Annotated in this window: 13 protein-coding genes; 12 read left to right on the top strand and 1 reads right to left on the bottom strand. The window is 70.5% G+C overall.

The window, feature by feature from the left end; all coding sequences use genetic code 11:
* Positions 1-18 precede the first annotated feature (18 nt).
* Positions 19-1,197 carry a class I SAM-dependent methyltransferase gene (locus tag ACGFIG_RS28270; RefSeq protein ID WP_393007989.1) on the top strand — a complete coding sequence of 393 codons (1,179 nt, stop codon included), beginning with the start codon at positions 19-21 and terminating at the stop codon, positions 1,195-1,197.
* A 239-nt stretch (positions 1,198-1,436) separates the two neighbouring features.
* Positions 1,437-2,240, top strand: coding sequence for an SGNH/GDSL hydrolase family protein (locus ACGFIG_RS28275; protein WP_393007991.1), 804 nt, complete (start codon positions 1,437-1,439; stop codon positions 2,238-2,240).
* Between the two features lie 198 nt (positions 2,241-2,438).
* Here the strand turns inward: ACGFIG_RS28275 and ACGFIG_RS28280 are convergent, their stop codons facing one another.
* Entirely contained in the window at positions 2,439-4,046 is a 1,608-nt protein-coding gene (locus tag ACGFIG_RS28280) for an RICIN domain-containing protein (protein ID WP_393007993.1), read from the bottom strand.
* Positions 4,047-4,433: 387 nt separating this feature from the next.
* On the opposite strand from ACGFIG_RS28280, the gene ACGFIG_RS28285 reads away from it, so the two are divergent.
* The 10 genes from ACGFIG_RS28285 (at position 4,434) to ACGFIG_RS28330 (ending at position 15,420) form a co-directional block, all read left to right on the top strand.
* Entirely contained in the window at positions 4,434-5,648 is a 1,215-nt protein-coding gene (locus tag ACGFIG_RS28285) for a dipeptidase (RefSeq protein WP_393007995.1), read from the top strand.
* Complete coding sequence (locus ACGFIG_RS28290) at positions 5,645-7,282, top strand: ABC transporter substrate-binding protein (RefSeq protein ID WP_393007997.1); 1,638 nt, start codon at positions 5,645-5,647, stop codon at positions 7,280-7,282. Before ACGFIG_RS28285 ends, ACGFIG_RS28290 begins: the two co-directional genes overlap by 4 nt.
* A 30-nt stretch (positions 7,283-7,312) precedes the next feature.
* Positions 7,313-8,266, top strand: coding sequence for an ABC transporter permease (locus ACGFIG_RS28295; RefSeq protein ID WP_393007999.1), 954 nt, complete (start codon positions 7,313-7,315; stop codon positions 8,264-8,266).
* Positions 8,267-8,450: 184 nt separating this feature from the next.
* Positions 8,451-9,335 (top strand): ABC transporter permease, encoded by an 885-nt coding sequence (locus ACGFIG_RS28300; RefSeq protein WP_357565194.1) that lies wholly within the window; start codon positions 8,451-8,453, stop codon positions 9,333-9,335.
* Between the two features lie 2 nt (positions 9,336-9,337).
* Positions 9,338-10,519, top strand: coding sequence for a M24 family metallopeptidase (locus tag ACGFIG_RS28305; protein ID WP_393008001.1), 1,182 nt, complete (start codon positions 9,338-9,340; stop codon positions 10,517-10,519).
* A complete protein-coding gene (locus ACGFIG_RS28310) occupies positions 10,516-11,352 on the top strand; it encodes an alpha/beta fold hydrolase (RefSeq protein ID WP_393008004.1) in 837 nt (278 codons plus the stop codon). Before ACGFIG_RS28305 ends, ACGFIG_RS28310 begins: the two co-directional genes overlap by 4 nt.
* Positions 11,349-12,332 (top strand): ABC transporter ATP-binding protein, encoded by a 984-nt coding sequence (locus ACGFIG_RS28315; protein WP_393008006.1) that lies wholly within the window; start codon positions 11,349-11,351, stop codon positions 12,330-12,332. The genes ACGFIG_RS28310 and ACGFIG_RS28315 overlap by 4 nt, the downstream gene beginning before the upstream one ends.
* The gene (locus ACGFIG_RS28320) at positions 12,316-13,305 is read left to right on the top strand and encodes an ABC transporter ATP-binding protein (protein WP_393008008.1); all 990 of its coding nucleotides are present in this window, start codon (positions 12,316-12,318) and stop codon (positions 13,303-13,305) included. Before ACGFIG_RS28315 ends, ACGFIG_RS28320 begins: the two co-directional genes overlap by 17 nt.
* A 37-nt stretch (positions 13,306-13,342) precedes the next feature.
* A complete protein-coding gene (locus tag ACGFIG_RS28325) occupies positions 13,343-14,545 on the top strand; it encodes a dipeptidase (protein ID WP_393008010.1) in 1,203 nt (400 codons plus the stop codon).
* Between the two features lie 146 nt (positions 14,546-14,691).
* On the top strand, positions 14,692-15,420 hold the full coding sequence (locus tag ACGFIG_RS28330) for a GntR family transcriptional regulator (RefSeq protein ID WP_393008012.1): 729 nt from the start codon (positions 14,692-14,694) through the stop codon (positions 15,418-15,420).
* Positions 15,421-15,500: the final 80 nt, after the last annotated feature.

A 15,500-nucleotide genomic window follows, 5' to 3' on the forward strand; every position in this document is an offset into this window, starting at 1 on the left:
CACCATGGAGGGCACATCGTGACCGCACCGGACGTCGAGGCGGCGCCGCAGCCGCTCGTGGACGTGGACCAGGAACGCTACGCGCGGTTCCGCATCTCCTTCGAGGCGGTGACGGACTTCGGGCGGCGGTTGCTGGCGGCCCGGCTGGCCGCCGCGGGCGTGCTCCCCGCCCCCGGCGCCGCCGCCGGTCGGGACGAGATCCTGGCCCGGTTGGCGGTGGCCGCCGGCTACGAGCCGCTCGGTGACGCCCTGCTGGACCTGCTGGAACGCGCCGACCTGCTGCGCCGGCAGGGCGACCGGCTCGCCGTGACGCACCGTGTCGTCGAGGCGGCCGGGCTCGCCGAGGACGACGTGACCGACGCGGCGGCGACGGCGTTGCGCCGGGAGTACCCGGACATCGCCGGGTACGTGCCCCTGCTGGTCGCCTGCCAGACGGGGCTGGTAGGGGTGGTGCGGGGCGACCGGCCGGCGAACGAGGTGCTCTTCCCGGGCGGCTCGGACGAGCTGGTCTCCGGGATCTACCGGGACAACGTCCAGCTCGACTTCTACAACCGGCTCTGCGCCGCGCTCGTGCAGCAGCAGGTCCGGCAGTTCCTCCGGCGCTATCCCCGCTCCTTCGCGCAGGTCCTGGAGGTGGGCGCGGGGACCGGCGGCACCACCGGGCCGGTGCTGGACGCCCTCGCGGAACGGGCGGAGCGGCTGCGGTACTTCTACACCGACGTGGGGCCCGCGTTCCTGCGGCTGGGGCGGCGGCGCTTCGGCGCCGACCGACCGTACGTGGACTTCGCCCGGTACAACGTGGAGGGTGCGCCCGAGGACCAGGGCTTCGAACCCGGCTCCATGCAGGTGGTCCTGGCCAGCAACGTCCTGCACGCCACGCTGCGGATCTCCGCCGCGCTGCGGCACTGCCACGCGTTGCTCAAGCCGGGCGGCGTCCTGGTGGTCAACGAGATGACCAGCCGCCTCGACTACAACACGTTGACCTTCGGCCTGGCCGAGGGGTGGTGGCGGCACGAGGACGACGAGCCGCGGGTGCCGGCGTCCCCGTTGCTCGACGTGGCCGGGTGGCGGGCCGCGTTTGGCCGGGCGGGCTTCGTCGACGTACGGGCGCACGCGGTGCCCGGCCTCGCCGCCGACGAGCAGGTGCAGACGGTGTTCGTGGCGACGGCCACGGGGGCCTGCGGGGCGTCGCGCTGACGTCGCGCCCGTCCGCGTACGCCCCGACCGGGGTCGCGTCCGGCGGACCGCGCGCCGCGCGGCATCCGTGCGGCCGGGACCCCGGTACGGTGCTGCGCGACCCCTGCCGGCCGTAGGTCCCGGCACGCGGAACCGGTAGGTCTTTACCGGCACCCCTAAATTTCCCGGCGAGATCTTTCATTCCTAAATATTCGGTGATATCAATCTCGCACTCGTTCCCTCAACCCCCGGAGTGCGACGTGCGGAGAACCCGTCTCGTTTCCCTCGCCCTGAGCCTGGCCACGGCTCTCGGCGTCAGCCTCACCATGGCAGCCCCCGCCCAGGCCGCCGCCGCCGACCGCTACGTGGCTCTCGGCGACTCGTACGCCTCCGGTGTGGGCGCCGGCAGCTACACCAGCGAGAGCGGCTCCTGCCAGCGCAGCACCAACGCCTACCCGGCCCTCTACGCCGCCAACATCAAGCCGGCGTCGTACGTGTCGGTCGCCTGCTCCGGCGCCACCACCACCAGCGTGATCAACACGCAGCTGTCGGCGCTCAGCTCGACCACCACCCTGGTCAGCGTCACCGTCGGCGGCAACGACGTCGGGTTCGCCAGCATCATGTCCACCTGCGTGCTCCAGGGCACGACCCAGTGCGTCGCGGCCGTCCAGGCCGCCGAGGACAAGGCCCGCGCGCAGCTGCCCGGCCTGCTGCGCAACGTCTACAACGGAATCAAGACCCGGGCCCCGAACGCCCGCGTGGTCGTCGTCGGGTACCCGGTCTTCTACCAGCTCGGCACCACCTGCATCGGGCTGAGCGCCACCTCCCGGGCGAAGATCAACGAGGGCATCAACCTGGTCGACGACCTCACCCGCACCGCCGCCGTGGCCGCCGGCTTCAAGTTCGCCGACGTGCGCTCGCAGTTCGTCGGGCACCAGCTGTGCAGCTCCGGCACGAAGTGGCTGCACGCCCTCAACTTCGCCAGCCTCGGCATCTCGTACCACCCGACCGCGGCCGGCCAGTCCGGCGGCTACTACCCGGTCTTCCGCTCCGTCGCGGGCTGACCGAACCTGATCTCCGTCCGGGCGGAGGCGGCCCCGCCCCCCTCGGGGTCGGACCCGTCCGGACGGTAGGACGGGGCGCGCCCGCCCTCGCGGCGGCCGCGCCCCGTTCGACCATCCGGCGCCGGGTTCCAGCGCGCCGGGGTGACACCGTACGGACTGCCGGACGTCTCCCGCCGGGCCGTGCCGGGGCCGGCCCGGTCAGCAGCGGGTGATCGTCGAGTTGCTCAGGCGCACGTTGCTGATGGTCAGGTTGTCCGCGCAGGGGTTCTCCACGATCCGGCTGTTCACCAGCGTGAAGTTGCGCAGGGCGATGTCTCGGTTGCCGGGGAACTCGCTGCGCTCGGCCAGTCGCACCTCGCCGCCGCCGCTGACCGTGCCCCCGCCGGCCGCGATGTCCACGTTCTGGCAGTTCTCGATCAGGATCGCGTTGTTGCCGGTGTCGGCGATGTCCACCCGGTCGATGGCGGCACCGCCGGACTCGGAGACGCAGAAGATCCCCCGGCCGCCGCCGCGCGCCCGGACGGTGCCCACCCGGACGTTGGTCGGGTAGCCGGAGCCGATGCGCCCGTTGCGGTTGGCCATCCGAAAGGCCGCGTACCCGGTGCCGGCGCCGGCGTTCTCGGCGTCGACGGTGGTGACCGTGGCGTTGACGGTCTGGTTGAGCAGCAGGCCCGACTCGCCCACGTTGCGCGCCGTCACGGTGCCGATGGTCAGCCCGTCCACGCCGTACGTCTCGACCGCGTGGGAGCTGGCGCCGGAGACGTACGCGGTGTCGATCCGGACGTTGCGGGTCCACTGGCTGGTGTCCCCGCGGTTGTCGATCCGGATCCCGAGCCCGCCGCCGAGCCGCATGTCGATCCGGCCGAGGACGACGTCCGTGACGTTGCGCAGGAAGATCCCGTAGAGCGGCGTCCCGGTGACGGTGAGGTGCCCGACCTCGACGTGGCTGGTGCCGCGGGAGTAGATCGGCGCCTGGTCGCCGCTGCCCGAGCCGGTGACGTTGATGGTGCCGCACACGTCGATCGCGGTGTAGCTCGGCAGGGAGATCCGCGACCCGGCGCTCATCGAGCCGGAGCCCCGTACGACGACCCGTTGCTTGCTGGTGCGCCCGGCGCTGAGGCTGTTCACGGCGGCCTGGACGGCGGCGCGCATGTCGCTGCCGGTGTACACCGTGGTGCCGCCGTTGCGGGCGGTCCACGTGCCGCCGCTGAGCACCGCCTCGGCCTGGAACGCGCCGCTGCCGCAGCCGGTGCCCCCGGAGCCGACCGTGATCAGCTGCCACTGCTGGTTGGCGCCGTCGAGATCCTGGTACTGCGAGATCATCGCGCCGTCCGCGGTGGACCACTGCCACACGTCGAGGGCCTTGTTCGAGTGCCGGTTCACGAGGCGGACGTACCCGCCGGCGGAGTCGGCGAGCCGGAAGTGCTGACGGGTGTTGCCGCTGGCGGCGGTGTTCTGGACGAGTTGGACCCCGTCCTCGGCGTTGGGCAGCTCCAGGACCTTGCCGCTGTGCATCGAGCGGATCTGGTGGTAGCCGCCGCCCACGTCGACGAAGCGCCACTGCTGCACGGCCAGGTCGTTGCGGGCGTACTGGTTGACGGGCGCGCCGTCGGCGGTGGACCAGCCCCACAGGTCCATGGCCTTGCCGCTGTGCCGGTTGACGAGGACGTAGCTGGCGCCGGGGTCGACCGTGGCCGCCGCGGCGGGCCGGGGGGCGACGGCCACGGCGGCGCCGACGAGCGCCAGGACGGCCGTGGCCACCAGCGGGAGCCGCCGGCGGTGGAGGGGTCTGGTGGTGGGTGTCATCGGGCTCCTTCGGAGAGCTGTCCGGTGGCGGATGGCGTGGTCGGGCTGTCTCGGCGTGCCCTGCTGATCCATCCGCATCTATTCCGTAGGTCATGGTAAGCGCTTTCCTCCAAGACTGAGGAAGATCTTGACTCGCGTCCTGATCGCCGGTGGCTGGCCTGCGCGTGCGGAGTGCGTGTGGGCAGGTAGGGGTTCTCGGGTGGGGCGCCGGGGCGCGTCTTGGCTGGTGAGGGCCGGTCTGGCCACCCGGCTGTCGCCTGTCGGCGTCGGCCGAACGGGGGAGTGCGGGTAACGGTCGGGTCACGGGGGATTCCCACGGAGGTTCACCTCGCCCTACTGTGCGAGGCAGGAGGTCAGACCTCCATCCTCATACCTCTGAGCTGCGAGGTGAGCTGGCACGTGCAGGAACTTTCTCCCCGCTACGACGGATACCGCTCGTTCGACTACCTGGAGCCCCGGGTCGACTACAAGGTCTTCGAGCTGGCACCGCAGCTCGGCCGGGTACCCGAGCACGACCTCGGCCTGACCGACGAGCAGCGCGGCCGGGTCTCCCGGCTGCTGCGCGAACACGTGGCCATCTCGCTGCACGAACACCCGAAGATCCTCCCGGCGGACGTCTCGCAGCTGCGCGACTACAACCGGACCGGCCGCAACTCCTTCGGCTTCGAAGGGCTCGCCCGCTCCGGGATGACCGCCGTGTTCGACAACTTCATGAACGGCACGGGCTGCGTCACGAGCGAGCACGCCTGGAAGTGGGACGACGTCATCTACGACATCGGCCTGCGCTTCGCCGACGTCGCGAAGCAGGACTACGTGGTGGTGGCGACCACCCTGGAGCAGATCTTCGCGGCCAAGCGGGAGGGGCGGCTCGCGCTGGTCGCCGGCCTGGAAGCCGCCACGATGATCGAGAACGAGCTGGACCGGATCGACATCCTGTACGGCTTCGGCGTCCGGCAGATGGGCATCGCCTACAGCCAGGCGAACATGCTCGGCAGCGGCCTGTCCGAGCGGGCCGACGGTGGGCTGACCCACTTCGGCCGGCGGGCGGTGGACCGGATGAACAAGCTGGGCATCGCCATCGACGTGTCGCACTCCGGTGACCGGACGTCGCTGGAGGTCGTCGAGGCGAGCCGGGTGCCGGTCTTCATCACCCACGCGGGGGCGCGGGCGGTGTGGAACACGCCGCGGATGAAGTCGGACGAGGTGATCCGCGCCTGCGCCGAGCGCGGCGGCGTGATCGGCATCGAGGCCGCCCCGCACACCACCCTGTCGGCCGACCATCCGCACCACTCGATCGAGTCGGTGATGGACCACTTCACCTACTGCGTCGACCTGGTCGGCATCGACCACGTCGCTTTCGGCCCCGACACCAACTTCGGTGACCACGTCGGGCTGCACGACAGTTTCACCCAGCACCTGGCGATCGGACAGGCGCACGGCGTGGTGGACCACCCCCGCGTGCCTTACGTCTCCGGCATGGAGAACCCAGCGGAGTGCTTCAGCAACATCGTCGGCTGGCTGGTCAAGCACGACTACTCCGACGACGAGATCGCCAAGGTCATCGGCGGCAACATCATTCGGGTTCTTCAGGAGGTTTGGTGAGCACGTACAACACCCGCCGCCCCGGCCGCTGGCGGATCGCCGCCGCGATCGGCGCGGTGGCTGCGATCAGCCTGGCCGGCTGCGGCCTCAACGAGGGCAACTCGTCCTCCGGCAACACGTCCGGTGACACCTCGGTGCTGCGCATCGGCACCACCACCGACGTCTCCAACTTCAACCCGCTCCAGTCGCTCAGCAAGACCGACTCCTGGATCCTCAACGCGATGTACCCGCACCTGCTGCGGATCGACGAGAACGCCAAGAAGGCGCCGGAGCTGGCCGAGAAGTACGAGTACGAGGACGGCGGAAAGACCGCCGTGTTCACGCTGCGGGACGACTTCAAGTGGACCGACGGCAAGCCGGTGGTCGCCGAGGACGTCAAGTTCAGCGCCGAAATGATCATGAAGTACAAGCTGGGCAACGTCGCGGCCAAGCTGACCTGGGTCGAGTCGATCGAGGCGCCGGACGCGACCACGGTGAAGTTCAAGCTGTCCCAGCCGTACGCGCCGTTCGCCGAGGGCGTCGGCTTCTGGATGTCGATCGTGCCCAAGCACATCTTCGAGCCGGCCGGCGACCTGTCGAAGTTCGCCAACGACTCGAACTGGGTCGGGGCCGGCCCGTTCGTGCTCGAGAGCATCACCAAGGGCCAGCGCTACGTCATGAAGCGCAACGAGAACTACCCGCTCGCGCCCGGGGGCAAGGCGGCGGTCAGCCAGGTTGAGTACCGCGTCTACCCGGACGTGAACACCATGATGCTGGCGCTGCGCAACGGCGACATCGACATGATGGGCACCCCGGTGCCGGTCTCGGCGGCGAAGACCTTCGAGAACGACGAGAAGATCAAGCTGGAGAAGGTCGGCGCGCTGGGCTTCGCGCACCTGACCTACAACATGAAGAACAAGGACCTGGCCAAGCAGGAGGTCCGGCAGGCGCTGTCGATGTCGATCGACACCAAGTCGATCATCTCGGCCGTGCTCCAGGGTGACGGCCAGCAGATGGCCGGTCCGATCTCGCCGATCTTCTCCGAGTACGACAACACCGAGATCCAGCCGTACCCGTTCGACCCGGCGGGCGCGAAGGCCAAGCTGAGCGCGGCCGGCTACAAGGACGCCAACAACGACGGCTTCTTCGACAACCTGAACCTCGGCGTGGCGTGCGACCAGTCCAACGCGAACATCACCCGCGTGGTGCAGCTCTTCCGCGAGAGCGCGGCCCAGGCCGGCATCAAGCTGGAGAACGAGTGCGTGGAGCGGAACACCTTCCTCACCCGCACCAAGAACGGCGAGTACGACATCGACGCCTCGCAGTGGGGTGTCTTCGACAACCCGATGGACCAGCTGCGCAGCACCTACCTGTCCAGCAACCCGGGTGGCATCAACTACAACCTGCTCGAGTCGGACGAGATCGACGCGCTGATCAACGACGCGGCCGGCACCACCGACCCGGAGGCGTTCAAGACCAAGATCAAGAACCTTGACAAGGTCGTGCACGAGCAGGCGTACCTGACCCCGCTGTACGTGGAGAACTTCCAGTTCGCCTACAACGCCAGCAAGTTCACCGGCTTCGTTCCGTCGCCGTCGGACCTGCTCGGCATGGTCACCGCGTACTCGCTGGCCCAGGTCACTCCGGTCAAGTAACCCGAACCTGAGGGAAAGGAGGGGTCCCCCGTGTTGCGTTTCATGCTCAGCCGAGCACTGAAGGCCGTCCTGACCGTGTGGATCGCGATCACTTCGACCTTCTTCCTGCTCCGGCTTCTGCCGGGGGACCCCACGACCCTCATGGTCGAAGGGGACATGACGCCGGAGATGCAGGCGGCACTGCTCAAGACGTACGGCCTGGACCGGCCGTTGTGGGAGCAGTACGTGTCGTACCTGCGGGAGTTGCTCCAGGGCAACCTGGGCATCTCCTTCCGGCAGATCCAGCCGGTAACCGACATCATCGTCGACCGGCTGCCCTGGACGCTGCTGCTCGCCGGCGCGGCGTTCGTGCTGACCATCGCCGTCGGTATCCCGGTCGGTGTGACCGCCGCGGTGCACCGCGGCAAGCTGATGGACCGCATGCTCCAGGGTTTCGGCATCAGCGCGAACGCGCTCTTCGTGCCGAGTGTCGCCATCCTGCTGCTGGTCTTCTTCGGGGCCAACCTCGGCTGGTTCCCGATCGGTGGGGCGATCGACCCGGACACCCAGGGCGCGGCGGCCTACCTGAGCCTGGCCCACCACCTGGTGCTGCCGGTGCTGTCACTGGTTCTGGTGCAGCTCGGCCCGTACGCGTTGACCCTGCGGACCAACATGATCGAGGTCCTCGGTGAGGACTACATCCGGGCCGCCCAGGCCCGTGGCCTGTCGGCGCGGCGCCGGGTCTGGAAGCACGGTCTGCGTAACGCGATCCTGCCCGCGCTGACCCTGATGGGTCTGCAGTTGGGCACCCTGGTCGGCGGCGCGGTGCTCACCGAGACCGTCTTCGCCTACCCCGGCGTCGGGCGACTGATCTACGAGGCGGTCGGCCAGCAGGACTACCCGGTGATCCAGGGCGCGTTCATCATGCTCGCCGTCACCGTGGTCTTCGCCAACGCGCTGACCGACATGCTCTACGCGGTCCTCAACCCCCGGATCCGGCTGTGACGCCCGTGAGCGCGAGGAGCGCAGCGGAGCAGAGCCCCGCAGTCGCGAACACAGACATCACCGTGAGCGCGAGGAGCGCGGCGGAGCGGAGCCCCGCAGTCGCGAACACGGCAGACACCGCGAGCGCCCCGGCCGGGGCGCGCCGCCCGGACCCGTTCACCGCCACCACTGAAGGGAGGGTGCCGTGAGCGCCCCCGTGCTGACCGAGCAGGCGATTCCGCCGGTCGCCCCGGCCGCGACCACGCGGTCCTCCTGGTACGCCTACCTGCGGCAGCCCACCGCGGCGCTGTCGGTGCTGGTGCTGGTCGTGATGGTGTTGATGGCGCTGTTCGCGCCGCTGATCGCCGACGAGCCCAGCGGCGCCGGCCCGGACGTGTTGCAGTCCCCGTCCGGCGCGCACTGGTTCGGCACCGACGACCTCGGGCAGGACATCTTCGCCCAGGTGGTCTGGGGCACCCGGACCAGTCTGGTGATCGGCCTGGCGGCGTCGTTGATCGCGATCGTGCTGGGTACCGCGATCGGCCTGGCCGCGGCCTACTTCCGGCCGATCGACGCGGTCGCCACGGTGATCACCGACGTGATGCTGGCGCTGCCCACCCTGCCGCTGATGATCATGTTGGCCGCGGTGGTCAACCCCAGCGTCGGGACCCTGACGCTGATCATCGGCTTCTTCGCCTGGCCCGAGGTGGCCCGGTTGATCCGGTCCCAGGGCCTGGTGATCAGCGCGATGCCCTACATCGACGGGGCCCGGGTGCTCGGTGCCACCGGCTGGCGGATCGTCACCCGGGAGATCCTGCCCGCGGTCGTCTCGCTGATGATCGTCAGCGTGCTGCTCACCGCCTCCCGCGCGGTGATCTCCGAAGCCGGCCTGAGCTTCCTCGGCCTCGGCGACCCGGACGCCTGGTCCTGGGGCCGCATCCTGCTCAACGCCCAGCGCAGCGGCACGATCGCGATCGCCTGGTGGCAGACCCTCTTCCCGTCGCTGGCGATCCTGCTGCTGGTGCTCGCGGCGACCCTCGCCGGAACGCGGTTCAACGACACCCGTGACCCCCGCCGCAACGGAGGCTGACCATGCGACTGCCCGAAAGCTTCTACACCAGCGTCCGGACCCGGCTCAACGAGACGCTCGACGAGCGCGGCCTGGACGGCTTCCTGGCCACGTCCCCGGCGGACGTCGCCTTCCTGAGCGGCTTCTTCTACATCGCCACCGAGCGTCCGGTGTACCTCTGGATGCCGCGCAAGGGAGAACCGCTGCTGGTCATCCCGCGTCTCGACGAGGAGTACGCCGCCCAGCAGGGCGTGACCATCCCGCTTGTCAGCTACTTCGAGTTCCCGGGCGTGGTCACCGCCGAGCAGACGCTCGCCTCGGCACTGTCCCGCCCCGGCGGCGCGGTCCGCCGGATCGGGGTGGGCGCCGGGGTGTCGGTCGGCGCGTTCCGGGCGCTGTCCCGGGCCATCGCCGGGGCGACCCTGGAGACCACCGACGCGGTGGCGAAGCTGCGGCTGCGCAAGTTCCCCGAGGAGATTCCGTTCCACGAGGCCGCCGCGCGGATCTGCGACGAGATGCTCGGCGCCGGCCGGGCGCTGATCGAGGAGGCGCTGGTCAGCGGGGGACCGCTGCCGCGCGAGGACGAGATCGCCCGGCACGTGATCGGGTACGGCACCGACCGGATGTACGCCGAGTACGACCTGGTCGTCTACACCACGAAGCTGGCCGGCGGCTTGGTCTACGCCGGCCCGAACTCGGCCCTGCCGCACGGCCTGCCGACCCGCCGGCGGATCCAGCCGGGCGACACCCTGATCCTCTCCCTCGGCGCGGCGGTGGCCAGCCGGTTCGTGGAGAGCGAACGCACCTTCATCATCGGTGAGCCCACCGCCGAGCAGGTGCGCTACTACGAGGCCGACCGGGAGGCGCAGGAGGTGGGCACCCAGGCGATGGTCGCCGGGCGGACCTGCGCCGAGGTCAACAAGATCTGCCTGGACGTGCTGCGTGGGCACGGGCTGGGCGACCACATCCGGCACCGGCAGGGGCACGGCATCGGCTTGCAGAACCACGAGGCGCCCTGGGTCGAGGACGGCGACGACACCGTGCTCGCCCCCGGGATGCTGCTCTCCAGCGAGCCCGGCGTCTACGTGCCCGGCCACGCCGGCTACCGCATTTCCGACACGGTCCTGGTGCAGGAGGCCGGCCCGCGCCGGCTCACCGGCTACCCGCGCGACCTGGCATCCAACGTGATCGAGGGGGTCCGATGAGAATCAACGGAGCCGAACTGGTCGTCGAGGCGTTCGGCCCGACCGACGCGCCGGCGATGATCGTGCATCACGGCGCGCCCGGCCTGGGCTCGCGCAACGAGCCGAAGCGCTCGTTCGGTCCGTTCTCCGACCGGATGCGGGTCATCGTCTTCGACGCCCGGGGCTCCGGCGAGTCCAGTGACGACGAGCCGTTCACCCACGAGCAGTGGGTGGCCGACGTGGACGCGATCCGGGAGCACTTCGGCTACGAGAAGATCGTGATGGCCGGCGGCTCGTACGGCGGGTTCATCTCCCTGGAATACGCCGTCGCCCACCCGGACCGGGTCTCCGCGCTGGTGCTGCGGGACACCGCGGCGGACACCGCCTACGACTACCTGGCGGTCGAGCGGGCCCGCAACACCGACCGCTCGGTGATTCCGGAGTGGGTCATCGACCGGATCGGCACCGGCCGGTTCGAGAGCAACGAGCAGCTGCGCGAGTACTGGCGGGCGATCCTGCCGCTCTACGACCACCAGCACGACCCGGCCAAGGACGAGGCGAAGCTGGCCGCCACCCGGTTCCACTACCGGACCCACAACGCGGCCTTCGGGCAGAACATGCCCACGTACGACCTCAAGCCGAAGCTGCCCTCGATCACCTGTCCGACCCTGATCACCGTGGGCCGGCACGACTGGCGTACCCCGGTGCAGGCGTCGCAGGTCATCGCGGACCTGATCCCGAACAGCGAGCTGGTCGTCTTCGAGGAGTCCGGCCACTCGCCGCAGTTGGAGGAGCCGGAGAAGTTCCAGCGGGTGGTCCGGGACTTCCTCGGCAGAGCCGGAGTGTTGCGATGACCCTGTTGGAGATCGCCGACCTGCGGGTCGCGTTCCCCGGCCCGAGCGGGCCGGTCAACGCGGTCAACGGGGTGTCGCTCCAGGTCGACTCCGGACAGACGCTGGCCATCCTCGGCGAGTCCGGCTCCGGCAAGAGCGTCACCGCGCAGGCGGTGATGGGCATCCTCGAGACGCCGCCAGCCAAGATCACTGGCTCGGTCCAGCTGCGCGGCCGGGAGCTGCTCACCCTGCCCCGCAGGCAGCGCGAGCGGATCAGCGGCGAAGAGATCGGCATGGTCTTCCAGGACGCGATGGCGGCGCTCAACCCGGTCTTCACCGTCGGACACCAGATCGAGGAGGTGCTCCGGGTCCGCCGGGGCATGTCCAGGGCCGACGCCCGCCGCCGGGCCATCGAACTGGTCGACCGGGTCCGCATCCCGGCCGCCAAGGACCGGATCCGCGACTACCCGCACCAGTTCTCCGGCGGTATGCGCCAGCGCATCATGATCGCGTTGGCCATCTCGCTGGAACCGGACCTGCTGATCGCCGACGAGCCCACCACCGCCCTGGACGTGACCGTCCAGGCACAGGTCATGGAGCTGATCGCGGAGATCCAGCGGGACAGCGGGATGGGTCTGCTGCTGATCACCCACGACCTGGGTGTGGTGGCCGAGGTGGCCGACGACGTGGCCGTGATGTACGCGGGGCGGATCGTCGAGCGGGGCACCGTCGAGCAGATCTTCGACGGCCCGGCCCACCCGTACACCGAGGGGCTGCTCGCCTCGATGCCCCGGGTGGACCGCCGCGACGAGCAGCTCTACGCCATCCCGGGCGCCCCGCCCAACCCCGCCCGGCTGCCCGCCGGCTGCCCCTTCCACCTGCGCTGCCACCGGGTCACCGACGAGTGCCGGACGGCGCGGCCCGCGCTGGAACCGCTGTCCGCCGGCCGCGCCAGCGCCTGCCACCACCACGCGGAGGTGCTGCATGCCACCCAGCGATGACGTCGTGCTCCGGGTCGACAACCTGGTCAAGCACTTCCCGGTCAAGGGCCGGGTGCCGCTGCGCAGCGGCGGCGTGGTCAAGGCCGTCGACGGGGTCTCCTTCGACCTGCGCCGGGGGGAGACCCTCGGTGTGGTCGGCGAGTCCGGCTGCGGCAAGAGCACGCTGGCCCGGATGCTGGTCGGGCTGGAGCGGCCCACCGCCGGCGAGGTGCGCTTCGGCGACGCGGTGGTGCACCAGGCCCGGGGCCGGGAGCTGCGCGCGCTGCGCCGCCGGATCCAGATCGTGCTCCAGGACCCGTACACGTCGCTCAACCCGCGCCGCACCGTCCGGGAGATCCTGCTCCAGCCGTACGAGATCCACCCCGACGTGCTGCCCAAGGCCCGCCGGTTGGACCGGATCCGGGAGCTGCTCGACCTGGTCGGCCTGGACGCCAGCCTGCACCTGGACCGCTACCCGCACCAGTTCTCCGGCGGTCAGCGCCAGCGGATCGGCATCGCCCGGGCGCTCGCCCTGCAACCCGACGTGATCGTCTGCGACGAACCGGTCTCCGCCCTCGACGTCTCCGTCCAGGCCCAGGTGGTCAACCTGCTGGAGCGGCTCCAGGAGGAGCTGGGCGTGGCGTACGTCTTCATCGCCCACGACCTGTCGGTGGTGCGGCACATCTCCGACCGGGTCGCGGTCATGTACCTCGGCAAGCTGGTCGAGACCGGTCCCGGCGCGCCGCTGTACGACCAGCCCCGCCACCCGTACACGAAGGCGCTGCTGTCGGCGGTCCCGGTGCCGGAGCCGGCCCGGCGGGTCGAGCGGAAGCGGATCCTGCTCGCCGGCGACCCGCCGAGCCCGGTCGACCCGCCGTCCGGCTGCCGGTTCCGCACCCGCTGCTGGCAGGCCACGGACGCCTGCGCCACCACCGAACCACCGCTGGCGGGCGCGGAACACCCGGTCGCCTGTCACTACCCGTTGGCCGCGTGACGCGCCCGACGCCGTTCCACTGAGGAGTGAGTGAGCCTTGCTGCAGAACCCCGCACCGCGGTACCAGGGACACCGGTCGTACTCGTACCTGGAGCCGCACTCGGACTACCGGGTGTTCGCCCTGGCCGAGGAGATCGGCCGGGTGCCGGAGCACGACCTCGGCCTGACCGACGCGCAGCGGCAGCGGGTCACCCGGCTGCTGACCGAGCAGATCGCCGTCTCGCTGCACGAGCACCCGGTCGTCCTTCCCGAGGACGTCCGTGAGCTGCGCGCCTACAACCGCACCGCCCGCCAGCGTACGGGTTACGAAGGGCTGGCCCGGTCCGGGCTGACCGCCGTGTTCGACAACTTCATGGCCGGGGCGTCCTGCGTCACCAGCGAGAACGGCTGGAAGTGGAACGACCTGGTCTACGCCCTCGGCATGCGGCTGAGTGACCTCTACAAGCAGGACCACGTGTTCCTGGCGACCTCGCTGGCCGACATCCACGCGGCCAAGCGGGACGGCCGACTGGCCCTGGTCGCCGGCCTGGAGTGCAGCAGCCCGATCGAGAACGAGCTGGACCGGATCGACATCCTGTACGGCTTCGGCGTCCGGCAGCTCGGCATCGCGTACAGCCAGGCGAACATGCTCGGCGGCGGCCTCTCCGAGAGGCACGACGGCGGGCTGACCCACTTCGGTCGGCGCGCGGTGGACCGGATGAACAAGCTCGGCATCGCCATCGACATCTCGCACTCCGGCGACCAGACCTGCCTCGACGTGATCGAGGCCAGCCGGGTGCCGGTCCTCATCACCCACGCCGGTGCCCGCGCGGTCTGGGACACCTCCCGGATGAAGCCGGACGAGGTGATCCGGGCCTGCGCCGAGCGGGGCGGGGTGATCGGCATCGAGGCCGCGCCGCACACCACCCTCTCCGAGGCGCACAAGCACCACTCGATCGAGTCGGTCATGGACCACTTCCGGTACTGCGTCGACCTGGTCGGGATCGACCACGTCACGTTCGGCCCGGACACCATGTTCGGCGACCACGTCGGGGTGCACAACACGTACGCCGGCAACTACGCGCACGACGCCGGAAACCGGCCGGAGCACCCCCGGGTGGAGTACGTGGCGGGCGTGGAGAACCCGGGCGAGGCGTTCGGCAACATCGTCGGCTGGCTGGTCAAGCACGACTACTCCGACGACGAGATCGCCAAGGTCATCGGGGGCAACACCATCCGGGTGCTCGAACAGGTCTGGTGACCTGGGCGGGGACCGCGGCTCCCGGGCCGCCGGGCCGGCGGCGCGGAGGGGAGTGCACCGCCCCTCTCGCCCTGGCCCGCGCGACGACTACTACTACACTCCGTACCGCCGCAGCGGCGCGGCGCGGAGCGAAGAGGTGAAGGTGGATGGCTCGGCGTGAGACCGCGCTCCAGACCGCACAGAGTCGGCTGATGGAGCTGATCGGCAGCGAGTTCCGGCCCGGGGACAAGCTGCCCAACGAGCGTGAGCTGGCCGATCTGCTGGAGGTCAGCCGGGCCACCGTCCGCGAGGTCCTCGGCCAGCTCGCCGCCGAGGGCGTGGTGAAGCGCACCTGGGGCATCGGCACGTTCGTGCACGAGCCGTCCGGCCGGGTGCCGGTGTCGCTCGGCGACGTCACCGCCCTGCGGGACCGGATCACCGCCTCCGGTCACCGTCCCGCCCTCACCGACGCCAAGGTCAGCCGGGCCACCTGCCCGGCCGACTGCGCCGAGGTGCTCGGCCTGGCCCCGGGCGATCCGGTGTGGAGGGTCGACCGGCTCTTCGCCGTCGACGAGGTCCCGGCGGTGTGGATCTGCGACCACCTGCCGCTGCACGTCGCCGGGCACGACCTGGACCCGTCCGGCCTGGTCAGCATCGACCTGGACATGTTCGAGTTCCTGGCCAGCGCGACCGGCATGCCGGTGCGTCGGGCCGAGATCGAGTTCGCCGCCGTGCTCGCCGACGAGGTGGCGACTGCCCGGCTCGGGGTGTCGGCCGGGCATCCGCTGATCAGCGCCACCCAGATCGGCTACAGCGCCCGGGACGTGGCGCTCTTCCACGGCCACATCACGGTCCGTACGGACGTGTTGACCCTGCGGATCAGTCGGGGCGGCTGACCGACCCTGCCCACTGGCGTGGCTGCCGGGCCCGCTCGCCGTGGCGCACCGGTTCCGGCGTCAGTGGGACGCCGGTCGGC

Origin of the sequence: Micromonospora sp. NPDC049048 (genome assembly GCF_043197615.1) — a bacterium.
GTDB lineage: Bacteria > Actinomycetota > Actinomycetes > Mycobacteriales > Micromonosporaceae > Micromonospora.

Coding starts and splice junctions, on each gene's coding strand:
- ACGFIG_RS28315 (WP_393008006.1), top strand. CDS start 11,349: ATGACCCTGTTGGAGATCGCCGACCTGCGGGTCGCGTTCCCCGGCCCG.
- ACGFIG_RS28310 (WP_393008004.1), top strand. CDS start 10,516: ATGAGAATCAACGGAGCCGAACTGGTCGTCGAGGCGTTCGGCCCGACC.
- ACGFIG_RS28280 (WP_393007993.1), bottom strand. CDS start 4,046: ATGACACCCACCACCAGACCCCTCCACCGCCGGCGGCTCCCGCTGGTG.
- ACGFIG_RS28305 (WP_393008001.1), top strand. CDS start 9,338: ATGCGACTGCCCGAAAGCTTCTACACCAGCGTCCGGACCCGGCTCAAC.
- ACGFIG_RS28330 (WP_393008012.1), top strand. CDS start 14,692: ATGGCTCGGCGTGAGACCGCGCTCCAGACCGCACAGAGTCGGCTGATG.
- ACGFIG_RS28320 (WP_393008008.1), top strand. CDS start 12,316: ATGCCACCCAGCGATGACGTCGTGCTCCGGGTCGACAACCTGGTCAAG.